Consider the following 22,668-nt stretch of genomic DNA (forward strand, 5'->3'; position numbering starts at 1 on the left):
CGTCATCTGAGGACATGTATAGACCCTCCCACCATGGGAAGGTCAAGCGCGCGGGGCGGGGGGGAATCTGCATGCGCTTCCTGCATCAAGGCTACAAGCCCCACCACCCCCGCTGTACAGACTGGAGACAAGGTGCAGGGGTTTTCGGGGGCATCGTGAACGGCTCGCGGTTTGCCCTGACGCAGATTGATCTGCGTCAGGATTGGGCTTCTGTAGCAGATGTCGAGGATCTGCTCGTCGTCAGTATGGCGCAATGCGATGCGCTTTCCGATGAAGGCGCGCGGACAGGCATGGGTGCGGCCCCCGGAAGCTGAACCAGCCCTTATCGTAGACCTTGCGGACATGGGGCTGCGGCTGATATTCCGGCTCCGCGATGGTCTCGGGCATGGCGCGGGCTGTCGAATGCGCGTTGGTGCCGGGGAATGCTGGGGGAGCTGTAGCCGTCGAGCAGCCCGGTCTTGAGGATGCGGTGGAAGCGCTCTTCCTTGCCTTGGGTCTGTGGATGCCATGGCCTGCCGTGCATGATCCGGACGCCCAGATCTATCAACCATAAGCCGAACGCCGTATCGCGCCCCTGGCCTGCGGTTGCCCGCGGCGCCAATTGTCGGCGAGGATGCGCAGCGGCAATCCGTAGCGGCGAAACGTGTGCGTCAGTGCGTAACGCGAATGCTCGTCGAGCAGGGTCATGGGATGATAGGGGCCCGCTCCGGGCGCAAAAGCCGCTTGTCGCCTGACGCCGGGGCTCCTGCGAAACGCCGACACAACTGACGAATATTTGCCCCAGAACACAGGCCAGACGGCAAAATTCCTCGCGTTGATCCACAATCGAACACTCCTGAAAGGGTATGCGCGAACCCTTCCTGCACATGCCTCAAAGTGTTCACCATCTCTCCGGTCCATAAACCACGGCGGGAGAGCGGCGTTCCGGCGAGCGCTTCATGCGGGGTTGTGCCTCACATTCGCTTCACGAGCCGCACCAGCACCAGCAGGATGACGGCGCCGAGGGTGGCGTGGATCAGGGCAGCGAGGAAGCCGCCGCCGACGGTGAAGCCGAGTTGCGGCAGGATCAGGCCGGCGGCGAAAGCGCCGAGAATGCCGAGCACCATGTTTCCGAGAATGCCGAAGCCGGAGCCACGCACCAGCGCGCCGGCGATCCAGCCGGCAAGCGCGCCGATGATGAGGAAAATGACGAGGCTTTCGATTCCCATGGCGGGGCTCCTTCTTTTCACTGAACCCGTTGTAGCAAAAGCGACGCGCCGGCACAGCCCCGTTACCCGGCCCGCGGCCGATTTCGTGTTGACAGGTGCATGATCAGCATATCTTCTATTAAAAATTGCTTCTTGGAAGGTTGGCGCCTCATGGTCATGCTGCTGAGCGACGAGCAACGATTTCAAGTTATGATGGAGGAGTGGCGGCAATGCGAGAGTGGTATTCGGGGGCTGGATGCGATCACGTTTAAAATCAGGGCGTGGGTCGTTACCCTCGTGGCTGGATCGATAATTGCTGCAACAAGGCCTGATTTTGATGTTAGTATTTGGATAATTTTTGGTTTTATTTTAACTTTCTACTTCATTGACACAATGGTAAACAGTTATAAGGATGTTTTTATTATAACTATGCAAGAAATTTCTGAAATTATCGGCAGAACTCCGTTGTCAGAGAGTCATTCTAATATAAAAGGATACAAAAGACCATTATATCCAGAAAAATTCAAAAATAAAGATTACTATAAATATTTAAAAACTAATTTTTTAAGATTTGATAATTGGTGTTTCTATTTGTTTATTTTAATTACAGTATTGTTTTATTTTAAATTTTCTGAAATATGGTGTTTCATAATTTCAACCGTTTCACAAATATGGTGATGCCAGCCAGACCAGACGGTTGCGCACGCGTTGCCAGGCGGGGCGGGCGGCGAGGCTTTGGAGCGTTTCGGGCACCGCATCGCCGATCCGCGCATGCAGCCGCGCCTCGATCCAGCCGGCAAGCGCGGGATCATGGACCTCGACATCGAGCTCGAAATTCAGCCGCAGGCTGCGCGGATCGATATTGGAGGAGCCGAGATAGCTCCAGACCCCGTCTATCGTGAAGAGCTTGGAGTGATCGAAGGGCCCGTGCGCGCGCCAGACGCGGCAGCCATGGCGCAGGATCTGATCGAGCTGGGCCGTCATGGCGTAATCGACAAGCTTGAGATTGTTGGCCAGCGGAATCACGATATCGACCGACACACCGCGCCGTGCGGCGACGCCGAAAGCGGCGACGAGCTGCTGGTCGGGCAGGAAATAGGGTGTGGCCAGCATCACCCGCTCGCGCGCTTCACCGAGCGCGCCGATGAGCATGGCATGGGTCGATTCGAGGGTTTCGTCCGGGCCTGACGGTATGGCGCGCGCCGGCGCGGCATGGGCGACGCCGTCCCGACGGGGTGAGCGGTGATGCTCGGTGCGTTCATGCTCGGCGCGGTCATGCACGAACCAGTCATCGCCCTTGAGCGTCTCGCCGGTGGTGAATTCCCAATCCTCGGCGAAGATCGTCATCAATTCGCCGATCAGCGGCCCCGTGACCTCGAAATGCGTGTCATGCGCCACGTTGCCCCCGGCGGCCCCGGTGAGAAAATGGGCGCGGATGTTCATGCCGCCGGTAAAGCCCGTCTCGCCATCGACGATCATGATCTTGCGGTGGCTGCGCAGATTGGCATAGGCGAGCCGCAGGCCTGACAGGCTGCTCATGAACAAGGCCGTATCGACCCCCTTCGATGCCAGGACACGGGTGACGGGCGGACGCGAATAGCGCGAGCCCACCCCGTCGATCAGCACCTTCACCTGCACCCCCCGCGCCCGCGCCTCGGCCAGTGCCTCGACAAAGGCGAGGCCGGCTGCGTCATGGTCGAAGATGTAGCTCGCCAGAGCGATGGAGCGCCTTGCGCTGCGGATCGCCTCCAGCATGGCCGGATAGGCCTCATCGCCACCCGATAGCGGTGTGACGCGGTTGCCCGGTTTCAGCCGGAAGGGCGAAACATTGTCACCGAGCCGCCCCAGTGCCGGAACCGTGATCGACCCGGACAGCGCCGCTTCTTCATGGGCGTCGCGCGGACGATTACGGCGCCGGCGTCGGCGTTGCACACTTTCGCGCCGAACCCGGTTGATTCCGGCCACGAGATAGAAGAAGGCACCAAGGAACGGCGAGAACAGCACCACCGCGACCCAACCGAGGGCGGCGCGCACATCGTCCTTGGTCATGGCCGCATGCAAGGCCGCCGCGAGCCCGATGATCAGGCCTGCCGCGAAGGTCAGATGCGGCCAGTAGAGATCCAGAAGCCATTCCATATCCCGAGCGTAGACGGTTTTTTGCAGGTGAGTACAACCCTAATGCGCGCCCGGAGCCGATTCCTGCACAGGAATGCATGCCACCGATCGCGGATGGAAATGCCGGACGCCTGCAAGGATTGCGGAAGATGGAGCGTAGAAAACTTATTTTTGATTGTATATATTATCTTAAGTTGTATTAAAATACAACTTATAATTAAGGCTTTTTAATCGAATTTTAACGCTGATCATTCAGAAACGATTCACATTTACGTTGCGTCGTGCTCAGGCGGCGCATGTTGAGGCCGAGCGAGGATTGCGCCATGCCGACAGTGGGAACCGCTGCCCGTCAGAACGGAACCGGCATTGCCGGCAAACCCGCTGCCGTGGTGCGCGGAGGCGACATCGCTTCGCGCCCCGCGCCGGCGCGGGTTTCCACGGCGCAGCCTGCCCCGGCAGGTCAGCGCACGCCCCGTGATGCAGAATTCGAGCGCTGGCGCAACGCGCCGGCGGCCTGGCTGGCCGAGCGTCTCGCCGAAGCCGCGATGCGCGATGCGCAGGCGAGCCGGCGGGTCGATTCCGGGCATCAGGCGGAAACGAGCCCGGCCCGGGCGGCGGCTCCGAGTGTCGCGAGCAAGGTCCCCGCGCAGCAAGCCGCTTGTGCACGGACTGCTTCTGCGCAACGCGCGTCACAGCCCGCCTCAGAGCCTCCTTCGCGATCTTTTGCGCAACCGGTTGCGCAAAAGCGCAATCCGCTCGAGGGCGCAGAGGCTATCGCGCAGCGATTGCGACAGAACGAGGAGCGGCTTGTTGCGACCGAGGCGGCGGTCAACCGGCATGCCGAGGCGCTCTCCGAGGCCGAGCGGCGTGCGGACGAGGCCGAGGGCCGTCTTGCGGAAACGCATTCGCTCGTTGGTGAGGCGCGGCGCTTCGCCAACGAGGCGCAATCACGCCTCGCCGAGATGCAAAAACGCCTCGATGAGGCCAGCCGTCGGGCGCAAGCTGCCGAGCAGCGCGCCGAAGTGGCGGAAGCCACGCGCGCCGATATCGAGGAACGCGCAGCGCGTGCTTTCGCCATCATGAAGGAGCGCATCGCCGCCGCCGAGGCCGAAGCCGATGCGGCACAGGAAGCACTCACCCGCCATCGCGCGGAATCACGTCAGCATCTCACCAGTCTCGAAGAAACGCTGGCCGCGCGCGAAGACGCGCTCGCGCGGAAGGATGCGGAAATGCAGGCGCGCATCAACGAGGCCCAGCGCGACGCCCAGGCACGCATCTTCGCCGTCCAGGCCCGCCTCGACATCGCCGAGATCCGCCTCGCCAAGGCGCGTGAGGCTCTCGAAGCCGAAAGCCTCACGCCCGTACAGCCGGAAGAGATGCCTCCCCTGATTCAGGGCCCTCACTGACTGACGCGGGCCCCGGTTCAGGCTGCATCACGCTTGGCCGCGTGATAACCGCCGTCGCCGCGATGCAGGATCATGTCGCTCTCCAGGAGATCAGCCGGTGCGAGATCGCCTTGGCGATCGAGTTCTCGCCAGAGCGGGATCAACTCTTCGAGATCGAGCGCCGGCCAGGCATCCGGGCTGTCGAGGACGAAATAGGTCTCCTGGAAATCGTCGATCCGGTAGTTCGTGCGCATGACGCGACCGAGATCGAAGCCGACGCGGTTGGGTGATTCGCTCTCCAGCGAGAATACCGTCTCCGATGGCGAGGAGGCGATGCCGGCACCGACGATGCGCAGGCCTTGCTCCGTGCGGGCGAGGCCGAATTCGACCGTGTACCAGTAGAGCCGCGCCAGCCGGTGCAGCGTGCCCTGGCGCGCCGCCACGAGCCCGGCCTTGCCGTACGCCTCCAGATAATCGGCATAGACCTGCTGCATGATCAGCGGCACATGGCCGAAGACGTCATGGAAGATGTCCGGTTCCTCGATATAATCGATCTGCTCGGGCTTGCGGATCCAGTAGCCGGCCGGGAACTTGCGCTCGGCCAGCAGGGTGAAGAAGGTGATGTCCGGCACCAGCCCGGGCACGGCGACGACCTCCCAGCCGGTGGTCGCGCGCAGACGGGCATTCATCACCCGGAAATCCGGAATACCCTCATCGGAGATTCCCAGCGCGTCGAGGCCTTCGAGAAAACTGTCGCAGATGCGCCCGCGCAGGACCGCGCGCTGGCGTCGTGCCAGGGCCGCCCAGGTGGCGTGATCTTCCGGCGTGTAATCCGCAAAACCCTGATCGCGCAGGTAATGGCACGGATGGTCCTTGTCGGTTTCGCTGAGGATGGCGGACGACATGGGCGTTCTCCTCTCGTGATCATGTGTTTGACGAGAGAATAAACCAGATCAGATGTCATTATCAGACGATTATGGGCGCAAATCGCTCCATATCGGTCACTTCATGACCTGCACTGGGCCCTCAAAGCCGCGTCCGCAGGCCCCACAATTCCGGGAAGAAAGCATGGTCGAGGACGCTTTTGAGATAACCCACCCCCGACGAGCCGCCGGTGCCCATGCGCATGCCGATGATGCGCTCCACCACGGTCACATGGCGAAAGCGCCATTGCCGCATCAGGTCCTCGAGATCGACGAGTTCCTCGGCGAGTTCGTAGAGATCGAAATATGTCTGCGATTCGCGATAGACCTTCTCCCAGATCGCGGCGGTCCCGGCATTGTAGGCATGCGGCTCGCGCACATCGCGGTTCAGCACCGATTCGGGGATCGCGAGCCCGCGCCGGGCCATGAGTCGCATGGCCTCATCATAGATCGAGGGCGCGTCATAGGCGGCCTTGAGCGGATCGTGGCGCTCGGGTTTATGGGCATGCGGGCGCAGCATCAGTTCCTTCTTGGCGCCGAGCTTGAACTCGATCATGCGGTACTGGAACGACTGGAAGCCGGAGGAATGGCCGAGCTTGTCGCGGAAGGCGAGGTAATCGGCGGGCGTCATGGTGGCAAGCACGTCCCAGGCGCGCACCAGCTGCTCCTGGATGCGCCCGCAGCGCGCCAGCGCCTTGAAGGCGGGGCGCAGATCGTCTTCGCGGATGCGGGCCATCGCGAAATCGAGCTCGTGCAGGAAAAGCTTCATCCACAATTCCTGGACCTGGTGGATGGCGATGAAGAGTGGCTCGTCATGCTGGTCCGAGAGCGGATTCTGCGCCGAGAGCAGCGTGTCGAGATCGAGATAATCGCCATAGGACATGGCCTTGGTAAAATCGGTATGGACGCCGTCGCTGCTCATCTACGCTGCTCCTTGCAGGCGGCTTCGCGCGGATTGTCCGCCCGCCTGTTGTCACGAGATATTTAAAGCTTAAAATATCATGTGGAAGCCGCGAGCGGAATGTGCGCGCGGCGAAAATCGACGAGGCCGTCTGCGATGCTCGACCTGCGCGCCCATTTCTCCCGTTTCCTCGCCGCCGAACCGGGGCGCATCCACCTCGCCGCACATTCGCACCATTACTGGCCCGACGTGACCCGCGAGGCCCAGCTCGCGGCCTGGGACGACGCGGCGCGGCTCGCCGACGGCAAATGGGGGCACGTGATGGGGCCCGTCTGGCGCGAGGCGCAGACGTATGTGGCGCGCACGCTGTCGCTGCCCGATCCGGGAAGCGTGGTCTTCGGGCAGAACACCTTCGAATTCTGGCTGCGGCTGTTCTCCTGTTTTCCCGCGCAGAAGCGGCTGCGGATCCTCGCCAGCGACGGCGAGTTCCACTCCTTCACGCGTCTGACGCGCCGGCTGGCGGAGGACGGGCTGGTCACGGTGGAGCATGTCCCCGCCGAGCCCTTCGATGATTTCGCGACACGTTTCGCCGAGCGTGCGGCAGCGGGAGGGCACGATATCGTGCTGTTCAGCCAGGTGCTGTTCAATTCCGGCTTCGCGCTCTCAGGCGACGAGATGGCGGAGATTGTTGCGGCGGTTCCCTCGCCCGAGAGTTTCGTCGTGATCGACGGCTATCACGGCTATCTCGCCGTGCCGACCGATCTCTCGGGCCTGGCCGAACGCGTGTTCTACATGAGCGGCGGCTACAAATACGTGATGAGCGGCGAGGGCGCGGCCTTCATGCATTGCCCGCCGGGCTACGGGCCGCGTCCGCGCGCCACCGGCTGGTACGCTGCCTTCGCCGCGCTTGAGGCCAGCCAGGACGGCCCCGTCGGCTATGCCGGGGACGGCTATCGCTTCATGGGTGCGACCTTCGACCCCACCGCGCTCTATCGCTTCAACGCGGTGATGCGCTGGCTCGATGGGCTGGGCATCGACGTCGCGGCAATCCACGCGCATGCGCATGCATTGCAAGCTGTCTTCATCAGTGAACTCGAAGCGCGGGGCGCCGCCTTGCGCAAGAGCGATCTGCTGATCCCGCTCTCACAGGCGCAGCGCGGCAATTTCCTCACCTTCCGCCGCGCGGACGCGCAGGACCTGTACGCGCGGCTCGCGGCGGGGAAGGTGGTCACCGATGTGCGCGGCGACCGGCTGCGCGTGGGCTTCGGCCCGTATCACGCCGAGGACGATGCGGTGAAGGCGGGCGAAGCGGCGGCGGTGCTGCTGCGCGATTGAGCCTTTCAGCCGATTGTATCAATGAAGGCGCGACCGGCGCGGTCCTCGATCTCGATGAGCCAGAGATCGGGATCGAAGCGGATCTCGCGCCCCATCTTTGCCTCGACATCCGGGCTCGGTGCCGCCTCCAGAAGCCGGGTGAAGAGGCGTTCACCGCTGCTGTCTTCGTCGACGAGACTCTGTGGTGCCGGGCCATAGAGATCGGCGGTGCCGTCGAGGCGGTCGACCTTGACAAAGATCGCGCCGGCCTCCGCCGCACCACGGCGGCGCAGCACGGCGACCACGTCCTCGACGCCGCAGCGCCGGATCAGGGCGGAGGCAAAAAAATCGGAGCGCAGGCGCAAACGGTTTCCTCTCGCGATATGGCACCCGCGCCGGAGGTGCGGATCACTCGATGGCGATACCCGCTTCGCGGGCCAGCGATTGGGCGGTCGCCGGGACGAGTTGCCCCGTCACGGTGAGGCCGTGATCGCTTTCGAAGCGTTCTATCGCGTCACGGGTCATCGGGCCGTAGAGCCCGTCCGCCGTCAAGGGGCCGTAGCCGAGTGCATCGAGCGCGCGCTGGGCGCTCGCGATGCTGGCGTCCGGGTCAGTCGGGCCGGTCGAACCGGTGCGGGTGGGGCCGTCGCCATCGGCCAGAAGACTCGCGATCGTGCCGCCCGTCTGCGGCGCGGATCCATCCGAAGCGGTCGGGTCACGCCGTGTCGGGGGAACGGGTGCGGCGAGCAGTTCGTCGATGGAACGCGGCCCGCTCGCCTGTCGGGCCGGGGGAGCGGCAGGGGCGGGTGATTGCCGTGTCGGCGCGGATTGCGCAGGGACGCGCTGCGCTGCATCGGCCGGGGTCTGCAGGCGGGTGGGCACGGCAGGTGGTGTGGCCTGTGCGGTCGTGTGCTCCTGCGCGGCGCCGCCACTGAACAAGGGAGCGGGGTGCGGTGCGTTCTGCAGGGTGAGCGCATTGACGCTGACCGCCGTGAGCGCAGCCATGAAGATCAGTCCACCCAGCATGGCGCCCGGATGCCGCAGCGCCACAGCCGCGAGCCAACCGGCCCATCGCGATGCATTGTTCGTGCGCCGGCGCCCCATATTGCGCATATTCCGTCCCGATCGAACCGCCATCCCGTCACGCACTGCGCTTGTACTCCCTGTCCCTGTTGCGCGCGCCGTTCGTTTCCGACGCTTTCCCGCTGTGTTCGCTGTCCTTGTTGCGTGTGGCATCCGGTCTCTCGCGCTGGCGCGCCGCAATGTGGATCGGGATCGGCGCGCGCGCTTCTTCGCGCGCCTCCTCACCGCAATCAAGGGGAAGCTCGACGCTGACCAGCGTGCCGGCATCCTCACCGCTCTCGATGGCGAGGCTGCCGTGATGCAGGCCGATGAGGCCACGCACCACCGAGAGGCCGAGGCCGGTTCCCTCATGCGCGCGGTCGTAATTGCCGCTGCCATGACCGCTGCCGGCCTGGAAGAAGGGATTGCCCAGTTGTGCGAGATCCTGTGCGGCGACGCCGATGCCCGTATCGGAGACCGTAATGCGCATGCGCCGCGCATCGGCACGCAGCCCGAGGCAGACGCGACCGCCATCCGGCGTGAACTTCACCGCATTCGACAGAAGATTGATCAGGATCTGCCGGCAGGCGCGCTGATCGGCGGTGATGCCGGGTAGATCCTGCGGGATGTCGAGATCAAGCGCGACATTGCGGCTCTCGGCCTTGAGGCGCATCAGTTCGATGCTGCTGCGGGCGAGCACGGCCATGTCGAAACGGGTCGCGGTGAAATCGAAATTGCCACTTTCGATCTTCGAGATGTCAAGCAGAGCATTGACCACCTCGAGCAGATGGTGCCCCGATTCGCCGATGATGCGCGCATAGTCGCGACGCTGCTCGGCATCAAGGTAGCTCATGCTGTCGGAGGCCAGGATTTCCGAGAATCCGATGATCGCATTGAGCGGGGTGCGCAGCTCATGGCTCACCGTCGCGAGGAAGCGGCCCTTGAGCGCATCGGCATTCTCGGCGCGCAGCCGGGCTGCTTCGAGTTCGTCCTCATGCTGCTTCTGCCTGCTGATATCGCGCATCACGGCAATGACCGGGCCGGGACGCGACGCTTCGCCCTCGAGGCGGTAGGCGCGCATCTCGACCCAGATCACGCGACCATTCTCACCGGCGAAGGCATCGCCGTAATGCAGGCGCAACTGTGCACAGACATGCGCCGATCCCGTGGCGGCATCGCTCAGCGCCTTGAGATAGGCGGGGCGATCCTGGATATGCACGCGCCCGAGCAGGCCGCGCTCTTCGAGGGCGCCCGAGGGCACGCCGAGCAATTTCATTGCACCGGCGCTGGCGTGGCTGACATGGCCGTTACCATCATGCCAGGTGACGAGATCGTCGATGATCTGGAGCAGGTGGCGGTCCTGCGCGTCGCGCCGGGCGATCTCGCGGCGGTCATCAGCCTCGCGGCGCGAGGCGGCCGATACCAGTGCGCCGGCATGAGCGATGGCGACGAGCGCGAAGACCGGTGTCGCGATATAGGGCAGCCAGCCCGCCTGCGTCGCGCCGTTGTCCATCAGCGCGATCAGCACGACGGCGATGATGGCGACGAGCGTCGTCGCCGTCGCCGAGCGGCGCGAGCCCGAAAGCAGCGCTTCGAGGGGTACGGTGACGAGCCAGATCGTCGCGGCGGAAGCGAGCCCGCCGGTCGTGCCGGCAATTGCCACGATCAGCCCCGCAAAGGCGATGGCCGAGATCGTATGCGCCAGCGGCAGGGAGCCGGTCCGCGACAGGGCGAGGGCGGCGAAAAGCGGCGCGATCAGGCAGGCGAAGACGATGTATTCCGCCGCTTGCGGGGCGCCGCCACGCAGGGCGAAATAAACCGGAAGACAGGCAAGCGCGATCACGCCCATGATCAGGCGTGTCGCGATGAAGCGCCGATGCCGCGAGGCTTCCGCAGGCTCGCCCCGCGCCGAATCATGCACGAGATCAGCCAGCCTGCGTTGCAATTCCGAGTACCTGTCTGTGTTGACCATGCTGAACGCGAAAGCGCCGCGCTCCCTGTCTGTCGATTACGGGGATATTCACAGGGGCGACTTAAGCGAACACTAAGGCGACGATCCCGATGGGCGGGGCCATGGTTTATGGCGAATGCTTCGTTAACGCATGAAGCCCATCGACGTCTCTTTTCCGGACGCGCAGATACGGCCCGTTAACTTTGCGCGATGATCGGGGTGTGATCGGGGCGCGGCGGAAAGGAGCGATTCATGCTTTGCGCCCAATGCTCGCGCGCATAACCGGAGAGCCAGATGTTCTTTCTCATCCGCTTCCTCGCCGTCGTGGCCGTGATCTTCTACTTCTCGCCGGAACGGGGAGGGGACGATACCGGCATCGGCGGGGCATCGGTCGTGGCCGACGGCTTGCCGACTCCGGCCCCCTTGCTCGATCCGATGCAGGAATCGGCCGCGCCGCGCCGCGAAGACACGCCTGTGGATACGATCGCGGCAATCCTCCAGCGCGAGTTCGGACAGGACCGGGACGCGATCACCCAATATGCCCGCGAACGCCTCGCCGAGGAGATCGCGCGCGGCGCGGGGCTCGATACCGCGACGACGCGTGAGTGACTGTGACGTTCGGTCGCCATCGCCTGAACCGCGATGGCCGGAATTTCTGTGTGTCGGCGCGCCGCCCCCTTGCGCGCGCGGCGCCGAGGGCCATCATAAGGACATGATGCCGACATTCGACGAAATCCTCGCCAATTTCGAATTCATCGACGATTGGGAGGAGCGCTACCGCTACATTATCGAACTCGGAAAGCTCATGCCGGCGCTTCCCGAGGAGGCGCATAGTGACGCCAACAAGGTGCAGGGCTGCGCGAGCCAGGTCTGGCTCGAGACGCATGTGGAGCGCGCCGAGGGTGCACCCGTGCTGAACCTGCGCGGCGACAGTGACGCGCATATCGTGCGCGGCCTCGTGGCGCTCTTGATCGCACTCTATTCCGGGCGCGAGGCAGGCGAGATCCTCGAAACCGATGCGGCGGAGATCTTCGATACGCTGGGCCTGTCGGAGCATCTCACACCGCAGCGTTCGAACGGCGTGCGCGCAATGGTTCAGCGCATCCAGCATGATGCGAAGATCGCGCTGGAAGAGGCGGCCTGATACCGCCTCTTGCGCAAGCCGCCCGGCTGCACCCGGTTCAGCTTCCGGCAGCGGCTGCGCGTCTGTGCGATGTCTGCTGGAAGAACAGGGCCTGGCTGATCACGGCGGAGACATTGGCCGGCTGAAACGGCTTGGCGATCAGAAAGGCCGGTTCGGGGCGTTCGCCGGTCAGGAAGCGCTCCGGATAGGCGGTGATGAAGATTACCGGCACCTGAAAGGTCTCCAGAAGGTCGTTTACCGCATCAAGGCCCGAGGAGCCGTCAGCCAGCTGGATATCGGCGAGAATCAGCCCGGGGCGCTTTTCGTCCGCGAGCGCCACGGCTTCACCGCGTGTGCGCGCGATGCCCGTCACCTGGTGGCCGAGACTCTCGACGAGGCTCTCCAGATCCATGGCGATCAGGGGTTCGTCTTCGATGATCATGATCTGCGTCGCGATATCGGCAGCAAGTTCGCGCCCCGCATCATCGACGAGCGCGCGCACGGCGGTAACGTCCCTGCCGAGGATATCGGCGACTTCTTCCTCGGCGAAGCCTTCGAGGGATGACAGCAGAAAGGCCTGGCGCGGAAGAGGTGTAATCTCGCCGAGCCGCGCTTCGGCGGGCAGATCACGCTCGATCGTCTCGCGCCGCTCGTTCACGGCGAGCGAATTCCATATTACCGTGAAGACGCGAAACAGCGCCAGTCGCGGCGAAGCCGCTTCGCTCAGAGGCGAGGGGTCGTTGATCAGTGCCTCGAGCGTCGCGGCGACATAGGCGTCTCCTGCGGCCTGGGACCCTGTCAAGGCGCGCGCATAGCGTCTCAGATAGGGCAGTTGCGGGGCGACGAGCTCGGCAGTCGACATACGGTGTCATCCTTGTACTTTGTCATCCGGGTCCGGCTGGCACGATATCGGTGCCCGGTCACGCGAAACAGCCTGCATGTGCTTGCACCGTCCGAACGTCAGCCACGGACGGACACGCGCACCTGCCTTTGATAACGCGCGATGTTTCCACAGGTTCCCGCCCACGTCGAAAAATTCTGCAATAACGCCGCTGGCACGGAACTTCTCCCCTCCTGCTGCATTGAACTCGTGCATGACGTAATTTTCCCAGGCCTTTCGATGGCTTGCGCGCGGTGAATATGAGGCATTGTTCCATGAACAGACGATTGGAGCCACGGGCTCTGTCAGCCGTCGCCGACAGGGTGACATCCGGCGGATCTCCGGTAAGACAACAGGAAGAGCGACAGTTGAGCGCCCGTGAAGCGCGGGAGCGGGTGCGTGATCATCGGGGGCAGGACGACATGGCCGATCGCGAAAAGGGCGGGGTACCGGGTGCCGGGACGGGCGCCGATGCTGAGCAACACAAGCCGCAGCTCGACAGACCGACGCAGACGCGCATCGGCGATCAGTTGCGTTCCATGTATGCTGAATTGATGGACCAGCCCGTGCCCGATCGCTTCCGCGCGCTGCTGGACCAGCTTGATGATCCGGAAAACAGACCAAAGGCGGATCGGGAGGATGGCCAATGAGCATCGAACCCGAATTACGTGACGAACTGCTCGCAGCGGTTCCCAGCCTGCGCGCCTTCGCCATATCGCTTTGTGGCAAGGTCGACCGTGCTGATGATCTGGTTCAGGATACGCTGATGCGCGCTCTGGCGAACATTCATCGCTTCCAGCGCGGCACCAATCTCAACGCCTGGCTCTTCACGATCCTGCGCAATCTGTTCCATTCGGAATTCCGCAAGCGCAAGCGCGAGGTGGAGGATCCCGACGGCAATTACGCGGCCAATCTGGTGAGCCGCCCGGAACAGGGTGCGCATCTCGATTTCGAGGATTTCCGCACGGCGCTGGCGCAGCTGCCGGACGATCAACGCGAGGCGCTGTTGCTGGTCGGCGCCTCCGGTTTCTCCTACGAGGAGGCCGCCGAGATCTGCGAATGTGCGGTTGGCACGATCAAGAGCCGGGTCAACCGGGCTCGCACACGTCTGGCTGAGATGCTCGACCTGAACGACGAGAGTGCACTGGGGCCCGATCAGATGACCCGCGCGGCGCTGCAGCAGGCGGCGAGTTGAGCCGGGGCCGTGCGGATGTGCGGAAGGCGGCAGCTGCCATCCGCAAAACCGCGCAGTCGACAGGCATTGCCGGATGCGCTTAGCTTGACGCTCCGGCGCCGCGTTGCGCGGAAGCTGACGACGAGACGGTCATGGCCGCAGCCAAAGGCACACCCGATATCGAAGATCTGGCCCGGGTCGCCGTGACGGCGGGCCGGGCCATCATGACGATATATACCGGGCCCTTCGATGTCGAAGCCAAGCCCGACGATTCCCCCGTCACCCGCGCCGATATCGAAGCCGAAAACGTCATCGCCGCCGGGCTTGCCGAGATTGCCCCCGACATTCCGATCGTGGCCGAAGAGGCTGCGGCAGCCGGCGACATCCCGGATGTCGGGGACCGGTTCTTCCTCGTCGATCCCCTTGATGGAACACGCGAATTCATAGAGCGTAATGGCGAGTTCACCGTCAATATCGCGCTGATCGTCGATGGTGCACCGGTGATGGGCGTCATCCATGCGCCCGCGAGTGGCGAGATCGTCTTCGCCGACAGCGCCCGTGGCGCCTTTGCGGGGCGGGTCGCTCTCGAGGAAAATGAGCCGACAATCAGCGATATCCGCCAGATCCGGGCGCGCAGCGTGACCGAAGACGGGGCGGTCGCTCTGGTCAGCCGCTCGCATTGCGATGCGCAGACGCACGAAGCGCTCGCCCGCTTCGCACCCGGCGCGGTCAAGCCGCTCGGCTCGTCCCTCAAGCTCTGCCGGATCGCGCAGGGCGCGGCCGATCTCTATCTGCGTCATGGCCCGACCATGCAATGGGATACGGCGGCGGGCGATGCGATCCTGCGGGCGGCGGGGGGCTGTGTGGTCGATCTCGCCGGCGCACCCCTGCGCTATGCGCGCCACGTGGCCGGCGTGAGCCGTGATTTCGGCAATCCGGATTTCTGCGCCTTCGGTGATGCGCGCCTGAAGGCGCGACTCTAGAATCCGCCCATAGCGCCCATGCCGCCCATGCCACGCAGCTTGCGCAGGCCGCTTTGCACCCGCACCCCCGGCAAGGCCGTTCCGGGCCCCTCGCGAAACTGGTAAGCCTGATCCCGTTGAGGCATGGCGGGCGCAATCCACGACGCCGGTGAGGGAGGCAAGCATGAGCGACGACGAGAAGAAGGCACCGGCATCCGGGCTGCGCAAGGGGCTGACGAGCTACGGCGATGCGGGGTTCTCGCTGTTCCTGCGCAAGGCCTTCATCAAGGCGGCGGGTTTCTCCGATGATGCGCTCGATCGCCCGATCATCGGCATCACCAACACGTTTTCCGATTTCAACCCCTGCCACGGCAACGTGCCGCGCCTGATCGAGGCGGTGAAGCGCGGTGTCATGCTGGCGGGTGGTCTGCCGATGGAATTTCCCACCATCTCGATCCACGAGAGCTTTTCAAATCCCACCTCCATGTTCCTGCGCAATCTCATGGCCATGGAGACCGAGGAGATGGTGCGCGCCCAGCCGATGGATGCCGTGGTGATGATCGGCGGCTGCGACAAGACCGTCCCGGCCCAGCTGATGGCGGCGGCGAGCGCCGATATTCCCGCCATCCAGCTGATCACCGGGCCGATGCTCGTCGGCCATCACAAGGGCGAGGTGCTCGGCGCCTGCACCGATTGTCGCCGCCTCTGGGCACAGCATCGCGCCGGCGAAATCGACGAGGCGGAGATCGAGGCCGTGAGCGAGCGGCTCGCCCCGACGCAGGGCACCTGCATGGTGATGGGCACGGCGAGCACGATGGGCTGCCTCGTCGAGGGCATGGGGATCGCCCTGTCGGGCACCGGCACCATCCCCGCCACCCATGCCGACCGGATCCGCTCGGCGGAAGCCAGCGGGCGGCAGGCCGTGGCGCTCGCGAAAGCCGGAACGCGCCCGACGCAGATCCTCGGCAAGGCTGCCTTCCACAATGCGATGGTGGTGTTGCAGGCGATCGGCGGCTCGACCAACGCGGTCGTGCATCTCGCCGCGATCGCAGGCCGGCTCGGTTTCGATTTCGACCTCGAAGAACTCGACCGGCTCGGGCGCGACGTGCCGGTTCTGATCGATCTCAAGCCCTCCGGCGCGCATTACATGGAGCATTTCCACTGGGCCGGTGGCATGCCGGCGCTGCTGCGCGAACTGCGCAATCACCTGATCCTGGAGGCGCCCACCGTCGATGGCGTGACGCTGGGTGAAGTGATCACCCGCGCCGAGGACGTACCCGGCCAGAACATCATCCGCACCCGTGACAATCCCTTGAAGAGCGGTGGCGCGACGGCGGTTCTGCGCGGCAATCTGGCCCCTGACGGCGCCATCATCAAGCAATCGGCGGCCTCGCCCGAACTCCTGCGCCATACCGGGCGCGCGGTGGTGTTCGATTCGGTGGAGGACATGACCAACCGCATCGACGATCCGGATCTCGATGTGCGCGCCGATGATATCCTCGTCTTGCGCAATGCGGGTCCCAAGGGCGCGCCGGGCATGCCGGAAGCCGGTTATCTGCCGATTCCGCGCAAGCTCGCCCGGCAAGGCGTGAAGGATATGGTGCGCATCTCCGATGCAAGGATGAGCGGCACGGCCTTCGGCACGATCGTGCTCCACATCGCCCCGGAAGCCGCTGTCGGCGGCCCGCTCGGCCTCGTGCGCGACGGCGATACGATCAGCCTCGATGTCGAGACGCGCCGGCTCGATCTCGACGTTGCCGAAGACGAACTCGCCCGACGCCGTGCGGATTTCGCCCCGCCTCCCCATATGGCCGGCCCGCAACGCGGCTATCGTGGCCTCTACCTCGCCGAGGTCAACCAGGCCGGAAAGGGCTGCGACTTCGATTTCCTGCGCAAGGATGGGGAAATCTGAGGGGAGGGTGCTCGTTGGAGAGAGACCGGGCCGGATTCGTGACAGTTGGGGATGGTTAAATGAGCATCCCGGGGCAGCCGCGCTGCTCCGGGATGTCGATCTCCTGGATGCTGATCTTCAGGCCGGTTCAGGCGGCGACGTGGTACTGTCCCTCCTGCGAGCCGTCGATGATGATCTGCGGGGTTTCGGCAGCAGGGGTGCACCAGGCCGACAGGTCCGCGATGCGCGGATTGTCGATCTCCAGCGCCTGTATGGCGTGCAGCCTGATCAGCGCTTCGGCATTGCTGTCTATCGCCTCGACCTCACCGCGCTCCCAGCGGCTGATCGCGAGCGGCTCGCGATGCACCAGCCGGGCGAGTTCGGCCTGGGTCATGCCCATTTCCGTGCGCAGGAAGCGTAACTCCCTGCCGGTCATGCTGGATCGTTTCTTGGTGATCCCCTCCGCGATGGCGCGGTGCAGGTCGTGCACGTTGGGAATGTCGATGCACTCTTCGCCTGCATCGTCGGAGATGAAGCTCACTCCGACGATCAGGACGTTATCGAGGCCGCATTCCGTGTAACGATACTCAGCCATATTCTATCTCCGTCCTCTTCACTGTAGCGTGGGTAATTATTCGTCCACCCACATGACTGTTATGATTTTCATCCATCTTGTTTTAGCGCTCGTTTCGACCTGACAGAGTCAGGTCGAGCGCGCAAAATTTTTGTTTTGTTGCATCATTTTGTCCGTCAGCCGGTACCCACCTGACGGAATGATGCTCCGGCGCAGGGAATGACGACAATACGGACCGTTCTGTTGTTGGAATTCGGTGACCGGCACTCTATCCGGTATTTGTAGAGGTTCTCGCGTGTCGAAGGTTGCGCGTCAGTATGGACAAATCCATGCTTCATTACATAATTTATATCACCTATAATCAGGTCGCGTTCCGCCATTTGCTCTTTGGCGTGAAGCGTATACGTCAGTGACAGACTCTTGTGTGCGGCAATTCCGCGAATGTTGTCGGTCGCATCCTTCTGGCTCCAGGGTTGGGGCTTCGCCATTCGATCTCCTTTTCAGACTATGACATATCACCGTGATAAGTTGCAAGGCTGAAATAAGTGGCGTCTCGACGGAAATCAAGATCATAAATTGCATTTTTGCACCTTTAATGGATATCGCTCGCCTGCCACGCCGCATGGTCTGGAGGGCGGCGCAAACATGCACGCCACGCGACCCTTCCCCGCGCCGCACGCATCGATTCGCGCTTGCCAGTTCCGCAATGCTCTGATAGACGATCGCTTCTTCCGCAGCGGCGCTGCCGCAGCGATCTTCGCCTCGCGCGAATGGGTGTATAGCTCAGTTGGTAGAGCAGCTGACTCTTAATCAGCGGGTCCTAGGTTCGAGCCCTAGTACACCCACCATATTCCGAACGGCCCCATCCGATTGAAGCGTCACGCCGGGCCGGCGAGGCTGCGGCGATACGATTCATCGCGCATCGCAGGCGCCAATGCCGCGTGTATCGCCGCTGCATGTGTGCGCGCTCATCGTCTTTCCAAGCCTGTCTTTCCAAGCCTGTCTTTCCAAGCCTGTCTTTCCAAGCCTGTCTTTCCAAGCCTGTCTTGCCAAGCCTGTCTTGCCAAGCCTGTCTCGCCGGTGGCGGAGAAGGCGATCCGCGCTCAAACATGCGCAAGGCGGCTGTTGAAAACGCCGTTCTGCGCGGCATTCGCGCGATCCGATTAAGACTCGGGTGACGGGGCGCGCGTCTACTGCCGCTTCTTCACGCGATCAGGTGACGGACGGGCATGCTGCCGACGATTCATACGCAGGCACTGGAATACCACGCGAGCGCCCCGGAGGCTGCGCGATTCCTGCGGGTCTATCGTGAATTCCGTTGCCTCGGCGATGGTCCGCCCCCGGCTGAGGCCTTTCTGCATGCCCTCGACCCCGATCTCATGCATGGCATCGAGGTCCTCGCCCCCGACGATGAGGGCTGGCGTTATGTCCGTTTCGGCTCGGCGATCATGGCGGCCTGCGGCCTTGACATGACCGGTAAACGCGTGGGCGCGCATGAACCGCGCATCGCCGAATACTACAAAGCCGCCATCGCTGCGATGGCCGAGGCCGAGGGCCCGGTTCTTGCGGTCGATCGCCGGTTCGATGGCGGATCAATGCATTTCTGGGAGCGGCTGATCGTGCCGGCCCGTGCGGAAGACGGTACTATGCGCGTGGTGGCTTATGTCCATCCGCGGGGCGGTCGGGAAGATCTGCTTGCCGCCATCTTCGAGGCATCGCGTGACGGCATGCTGGTGATGCGCGCCCTGCGTGACCCGGAAGGGCGTTTCGAGGATGCGGAAATCATCATCGCCAACGCGCGTGCGCGGGCATGTTTCGAGGAAAATGCACAGATGGAGGGCATGCGCCTCGGCGGCTTGTTCCAGGGTGTCGCGGCGCGCAGTCTTCATGCGCGCTGTGCCCGTGTGATCACGCGGCGCATCGCGGAGCGGTTCGAGCTGAATCTCGGTCCAGCAGACGACCCGTCCGATGCAGCCGCTTTGTGGCTGCGGATCACGATCCTGCCCCTCGATGACGGGGCGGTGATGTCTTTCGCCGATATCAGCGATCTCAAGAACGCCCTCATCGAAGCGGAAACCGCCCGGCGGGCATTGGCCCGGGAAGTGGAACTGCGACGACGCCTCGAGGATGAACTGCGTCAGCTTTCGCTGACCGATGAACTCACCGGTCTTGCCAATCGCCGTGCCCTCGAGCGCAAATTGCGGCACGAGACCGCGCGCATACGCCGCTATGGTGGACGCTTCTGCGTGATCGCGATCGATCTCGATCATTTCAAGCAGCTCAATGATACATACGGACATCCGGTCGGCGATGAGGTCCTGATTGCCGTCGGCGCCCTGTTTGCCGACGAAACCCGTCGCGAGATCGATCTGGTGGCGCGCACGGGCGGCGAGGAATTCATGATCGTCACGCCGGATACGGAACTCGCAGGTGCCGGAGACCTCGCGGAACGACTCCGGCACCGCCTGGAGACGACATCTTTCCGGATCGGCATGCATGAGGTCGCCGTGACGGCGAGTTTCGGCGTGTATGAATATGAACCGCGTGAGGATTATCGCGTCCTGCTTGCCGCTGTCGACGCCGCCTTGTACCGGGCAAAGGATTCGGGCCGCAACAATGTCGTGCTTCCCGAGCGTAGAGCGACCCGTGGCGAAGGGTAACCCGCCCTGGGTTGTCGCCCGTGCTGGTTGATCGCGCTGCTACCCCTGCGCGATGGGAGGCCGGATGATTCAAATACCCGTAGCGGGGCCGGCTGCCATTATCTGATTGTTTCAATGTATTCTTATTTTATTGGATGTATTGTTTCAGTCTGCGCCATAAACATAAGCTGCCTCGGCAGTTGGACTTCGAGACCTGCGCAGCCCAAAGCGTCTGGAATGACACGCCCTGTGCGCAGTAAAATGTCGATTTTGCGGAAAATTCGCGCAAGGATTGCAGAATTTCACGTTATGTTTTGGAATTATTTAGACTCTTTTGTGCACCCTGATGGTGAAGGCTGTTCTTGCCGACAATTCATGAGCGAACCGAACGCGGCTGGTGTTGCATGCCCCTGGTGATGATACTCGACGATCGGGTCACGAACCGGAATATCTTCGCGAAGCTCGCGGCTTCGATTTCCGATGACGTCCGCGTCGAAACACATGGCGATCCTGCTTCCGCCCTTGCGGCGATAGGGGCGCCCCTTCCGGATCTGGTCATCACCGATTACAAGATGCCCGGCATGAACGGGGCGGAGTTCGTGCGGCATTTCCGCCAGATTCCCGGCTGCGAGGATGTGCCGGTGATTGCCATCACCGTCTACGAGGAGCGCAGCTTCCGGCTGGCCGCACTGGAGGCCGGGGCGACGGATTTCCTGCTCAGCCCCGTGGATCATGCCGAATTCCTCACCCGGGCGCGCAACCTTCTGCAGATGCGTCGTCAGGCGCTGATCATCAAGGGGCGTGCGCATGATCTCGAGCGCGAGCTTCAGGATAGTGAGCGTTCCCGGCAGCAGTTGCTGCGTGACAGCAAGGAGCGGCTGGCGCAGGTCATCGATACGGTGCCGGCCTGTGTCAGCGCCTTTGATCGCGATGGCGCATGCATCTTCCTCAACAGCCGCGCCGCAGCGCGTTTCGATGTCGATGCGCATGGCGCGATCGGTCAACGCGCAGATGCGCTCCTCGGGGACGAGATGGGCGCGCGCTCGCTTTCCCTCGACCAGATGGTGTTTCGCTCCGGCGTGGCTCTGCCGACATTCGAGGAGGAATCGGCCGGGCAGGAGGGCGGTGAACCCGAATACTGGCTCACGACCAAGTCGCCCCTGCGCGACGGCGACGGGATGATCGCGGCGGTGCTGACGAGTTCTCTCGACATTACCGACCGCAAGAAGGCCGAGCGACATCTCGTGCATCTGGCCCATCATGATGCACTGACGGGCCTGCCCAACCGGACGTTCCTGCAGGACCGGCTGCGTCGCGAAATCGCCCGGGCCCGCCGGGGCGACCGGATATTCGCGCTGCTCATGCTGGATATCGACCGGTTCAAGACGGTCAACGACGCGCTGGGCCACCATGCCGGCGACGCATTGCTCTGTGCCGTGGGCGAGCGACTGGGAACCCATATCCGCAAGAAGGATGTGCTGGCGCGCCTCGGGGGTGACGAGTTCGCCCTGCTGTTGTCGGGAATCCGCAATCCCCAGGACGCGCTGGACAGGGCCGAGCAGATTCTGGGCGCGCTGAAGCAGCCGTTCACCATTGCCGGCGAGGATATCGTCGTGGGTGCGAGTATCGGTGTCGTGCTCCATCCCAACGACGGTGACGATGCCGAGGACATGCTCAAGAAGGTCGACATCGCCATGTATCGGGCCAAGGCGGAGGGGCGCAATCTGTACCGCGCCTTCGATCCGGCCATGATGTCGAGTGCGCGCGGCGAGATTACCCTCGAGGCCGAGTTGCGCCGCGCTCTGGCCAATCAGGAATTCGAGCTTTTCTATCAGCCGCAGATCGACCTGCGGACGAACCGCATCGTCGGTGCCGAGGCACTGATCCGGTGGCGACATCCCACGCGCGGGCTGGTGCGCCCGCTGGATTTCCTGCCCTTCGCCGAGGAGACCGGGCTGATCATCCCGATCAATGAATGGGTGATCGCACAGGCCTGCAGTGAGGCAAGGGGCTGGTGCGCACATGGATTGCCGCCCTTGCGTGTCGCGGTGAATCTCTCACCAGTGCAGTTCCGCAACCGAAACATGGTCGCCCTGGTTGATGACATTCTCGCCCGCACCGGACTCGATCCGAAGCGGCTGGAACTGGAACTCACCGAAACCATCCTGATGCATGATGCGGATGCCGTGACGATCGAATTGCGTGAACTGCGCAAGCGTGGCGTCAGTGTGTCGATCGACGATTTCGGCACGGGTTACTCGTCGCTGGCCTATGTCAAGAAGTTCCCCGTCGACCGGATCAAGATCGACCAGAGTTTCGTGCGCAATCTCACCAGCGATCCCAATGATGCCGCCATCGTGCGCGCCATCGTCAATCTCGGTCACTCGCTCGGGATCGACGTGATCGCCGAGGGTGTCGACAGCGCCGACCAGGTCGAGATGCTGCGCGCGGAGGGCTGCGAGGAAGCGCAGGGTTTCCTCTTTGCCAAACCGCTGCCGGTGGAGGAGTTCCTCGCATTGGTTCAGGCTGACGCGGCGGTGGCGCGCTCGGCATGAGCGATAGCGTGAAAGCAGACGGGACGGGCGCG

General features: G+C 63.3%; 23 protein-coding genes and 1 tRNA gene. 13 read left to right on the plus strand and 11 right to left on the minus strand.

Going from position 1 to position 22,668, the window contains the following annotated elements; translation table 11 throughout:
- Window positions 1-71 precede the first annotated feature (71 nt).
- Window positions 72-314: a hypothetical protein gene (locus GA0071312_RS19635; protein ID WP_131817738.1), complete on the plus strand. Its 243-nt coding sequence runs from the start codon at window positions 72-74 to the stop codon at window positions 312-314.
- Window positions 315-953: 639 nt separating this feature from the next.
- Here the strand turns inward: GA0071312_RS19635 and GA0071312_RS07370 are convergent.
- A complete protein-coding gene (locus tag GA0071312_RS07370) occupies window positions 954-1,208 on the minus strand; it encodes a GlsB/YeaQ/YmgE family stress response membrane protein (RefSeq protein ID WP_074444428.1) in 255 nt (84 codons plus the stop codon).
- A 150-nt stretch (window positions 1,209-1,358) separates the two neighbouring features.
- Between GA0071312_RS07370 and GA0071312_RS19640 the strand changes: the two genes are divergently transcribed.
- Entirely contained in the window at window positions 1,359-1,865 is a 507-nt protein-coding gene (locus tag GA0071312_RS19640) for a hypothetical protein (RefSeq protein ID WP_131817739.1), read from the plus strand.
- Here the strand turns inward: GA0071312_RS19640 and GA0071312_RS07375 are convergent.
- Window positions 1,851-3,323, minus strand: coding sequence for a phospholipase D-like domain-containing protein (locus tag GA0071312_RS07375; RefSeq protein WP_074444429.1), 1,473 nt, complete (start codon window positions 3,321-3,323; stop codon window positions 1,851-1,853). The genes GA0071312_RS19640 and GA0071312_RS07375 overlap by 15 nt on opposite strands.
- A 302-nt stretch (window positions 3,324-3,625) precedes the next feature.
- On the opposite strand from GA0071312_RS07375, the gene GA0071312_RS07380 reads away from it, so the two are divergent.
- Window positions 3,626-4,708 carry a flagellar biosynthesis protein FlhF gene (locus tag GA0071312_RS07380; protein ID WP_074444430.1) on the plus strand — a complete coding sequence of 361 codons (1,083 nt, stop codon included), beginning with the start codon at window positions 3,626-3,628 and terminating at the stop codon, window positions 4,706-4,708.
- A 17-nt stretch (window positions 4,709-4,725) separates the two neighbouring features.
- Here GA0071312_RS07380 and phhA read toward each other — a convergent pair whose 3' ends face one another.
- Both phhA and kynA read right to left on the minus strand, forming a co-directional pair.
- Window positions 4,726-5,592, minus strand: a complete 867-nt coding sequence (gene phhA / locus GA0071312_RS07385; RefSeq protein ID WP_074444431.1) for a phenylalanine 4-monooxygenase — start codon at window positions 5,590-5,592, stop codon at window positions 4,726-4,728.
- Between the two features lie 121 nt (window positions 5,593-5,713).
- Window positions 5,714-6,532, minus strand: coding sequence for a tryptophan 2,3-dioxygenase (kynA, locus tag GA0071312_RS07390; protein WP_074444432.1), 819 nt, complete (start codon window positions 6,530-6,532; stop codon window positions 5,714-5,716).
- Between the two features lie 135 nt (window positions 6,533-6,667).
- Here kynA and GA0071312_RS07395 point away from each other — a divergent pair, with 135 nt between their 5' ends.
- Window positions 6,668-7,846 carry an aminotransferase class V-fold PLP-dependent enzyme gene (locus GA0071312_RS07395; RefSeq protein WP_074444433.1) on the plus strand — a complete coding sequence of 393 codons (1,179 nt, stop codon included), beginning with the start codon at window positions 6,668-6,670 and terminating at the stop codon, window positions 7,844-7,846.
- Window positions 7,847-7,851: 5 nt separating this feature from the next.
- Here GA0071312_RS07395 and GA0071312_RS07400 read toward each other — a convergent pair whose 3' ends face one another.
- The 3 genes from GA0071312_RS07400 to GA0071312_RS07410 are packed head-to-tail and all read right to left on the minus strand — an operon-like array spanning window position 7,852 to window position 10,832.
- The gene (locus tag GA0071312_RS07400) at window positions 7,852-8,190 is read right to left on the minus strand and encodes a DUF1491 family protein (protein WP_074444434.1); all 339 of its coding nucleotides are present in this window, start codon (window positions 8,188-8,190) and stop codon (window positions 7,852-7,854) included.
- Window positions 8,191-8,233: 43 nt separating this feature from the next.
- On the minus strand, window positions 8,234-8,929 hold the full coding sequence (locus tag GA0071312_RS07405) for a peptidoglycan-binding domain-containing protein (protein ID WP_165603982.1): 696 nt from the start codon (window positions 8,927-8,929) through the stop codon (window positions 8,234-8,236).
- A 37-nt stretch (window positions 8,930-8,966) separates the two neighbouring features.
- Window positions 8,967-10,832, minus strand: coding sequence for a sensor histidine kinase (locus GA0071312_RS07410; RefSeq protein WP_165603983.1), 1,866 nt, complete (start codon window positions 10,830-10,832; stop codon window positions 8,967-8,969).
- Window positions 10,833-11,132: 300 nt separating this feature from the next.
- On the opposite strand from GA0071312_RS07410, the gene GA0071312_RS07415 reads away from it, so the two are divergent.
- On the plus strand, window positions 11,133-11,447 hold the full coding sequence (locus GA0071312_RS07415; protein WP_074444437.1) for a hypothetical protein: 315 nt from the start codon (window positions 11,133-11,135) through the stop codon (window positions 11,445-11,447).
- A 106-nt stretch (window positions 11,448-11,553) separates the two neighbouring features.
- Entirely contained in the window at window positions 11,554-11,982 is a 429-nt protein-coding gene (locus GA0071312_RS07420) for a SufE family protein (protein ID WP_074445987.1), read from the plus strand.
- Window positions 11,983-12,019: 37 nt separating this feature from the next.
- On the opposite strand, the gene GA0071312_RS07425 is transcribed toward GA0071312_RS07420, so the two are convergent.
- Complete coding sequence (locus GA0071312_RS07425) at window positions 12,020-12,823, minus strand: response regulator (protein WP_074444438.1); 804 nt, start codon at window positions 12,821-12,823, stop codon at window positions 12,020-12,022.
- A 386-nt stretch (window positions 12,824-13,209) separates the two neighbouring features.
- Between GA0071312_RS07425 and GA0071312_RS07430 the strand changes: the two genes are divergently transcribed.
- The 3 genes from GA0071312_RS07430 to cysQ all read left to right on the plus strand — a co-directional run bounded on the left by GA0071312_RS07430 (window position 13,210) and on the right by cysQ (window position 14,998).
- Window positions 13,210-13,491, plus strand: a complete 282-nt coding sequence (locus GA0071312_RS07430; RefSeq protein WP_238947148.1) for a NepR family anti-sigma factor — start codon at window positions 13,210-13,212, stop codon at window positions 13,489-13,491.
- Complete coding sequence (locus GA0071312_RS07435) at window positions 13,488-14,036, plus strand: sigma-70 family RNA polymerase sigma factor (protein WP_074444440.1); 549 nt, start codon at window positions 13,488-13,490, stop codon at window positions 14,034-14,036. The genes GA0071312_RS07430 and GA0071312_RS07435 overlap by 4 nt, the downstream gene beginning before the upstream one ends.
- A 131-nt stretch (window positions 14,037-14,167) precedes the next feature.
- The gene (gene cysQ / locus GA0071312_RS07440; protein WP_074444441.1) at window positions 14,168-14,998 is read left to right on the plus strand and encodes a 3'(2'),5'-bisphosphate nucleotidase CysQ; all 831 of its coding nucleotides are present in this window, start codon (window positions 14,168-14,170) and stop codon (window positions 14,996-14,998) included.
- Here the strand turns inward: cysQ and GA0071312_RS20465 are convergent.
- Entirely contained in the window at window positions 14,995-15,123 is a 129-nt protein-coding gene (locus tag GA0071312_RS20465) for a hypothetical protein (protein ID WP_275261971.1), read from the minus strand. The two genes, cysQ and GA0071312_RS20465, sit on opposite strands and share 4 nt — an antisense overlap.
- 38 nt (window positions 15,124-15,161) lie before the next feature.
- Between GA0071312_RS20465 and GA0071312_RS07445 the strand changes: the two genes are divergently transcribed.
- The gene (locus GA0071312_RS07445; RefSeq protein WP_074444442.1) at window positions 15,162-16,889 is read left to right on the plus strand and encodes an IlvD/Edd family dehydratase; all 1,728 of its coding nucleotides are present in this window, start codon (window positions 15,162-15,164) and stop codon (window positions 16,887-16,889) included.
- A gap of 127 nt (window positions 16,890-17,016) precedes the next feature.
- On the opposite strand, the gene GA0071312_RS07450 is transcribed toward GA0071312_RS07445, so the two are convergent.
- A complete protein-coding gene (locus GA0071312_RS07450; protein ID WP_074444443.1) occupies window positions 17,017-17,463 on the minus strand; it encodes a helix-turn-helix domain-containing protein in 447 nt (148 codons plus the stop codon).
- Between the two features lie 155 nt (window positions 17,464-17,618).
- Window positions 17,619-17,930 (minus strand): DUF4258 domain-containing protein, encoded by a 312-nt coding sequence (locus tag GA0071312_RS07455; RefSeq protein WP_074444444.1) that lies wholly within the window; start codon window positions 17,928-17,930, stop codon window positions 17,619-17,621.
- A 284-nt stretch (window positions 17,931-18,214) separates the two neighbouring features.
- On the opposite strand from GA0071312_RS07455, the gene GA0071312_RS07460 reads away from it, so the two are divergent.
- The 3 genes from GA0071312_RS07460 (at window position 18,215) to GA0071312_RS07470 (ending at window position 22,636) form a co-directional block, all read left to right on the plus strand.
- A tRNA-Lys gene (locus GA0071312_RS07460) sits at window positions 18,215-18,290 on the plus strand.
- 381 nt (window positions 18,291-18,671) lie between these two features.
- Window positions 18,672-20,102, plus strand: coding sequence for a GGDEF domain-containing protein (locus GA0071312_RS07465; RefSeq protein ID WP_074444445.1), 1,431 nt, complete (start codon window positions 18,672-18,674; stop codon window positions 20,100-20,102).
- Between the two features lie 383 nt (window positions 20,103-20,485).
- Window positions 20,486-22,636: a two-component system response regulator gene (locus tag GA0071312_RS07470; RefSeq protein WP_074444446.1), complete on the plus strand. Its 2,151-nt coding sequence runs from the start codon at window positions 20,486-20,488 to the stop codon at window positions 22,634-22,636.
- The last annotated feature ends 32 nt before the right edge of the window (window positions 22,637-22,668 follow it).

This window comes from Saliniramus fredricksonii, assembly GCF_900094735.1.
GTDB lineage: Bacteria > Pseudomonadota > Alphaproteobacteria > Rhizobiales > Beijerinckiaceae > Saliniramus > Saliniramus fredricksonii.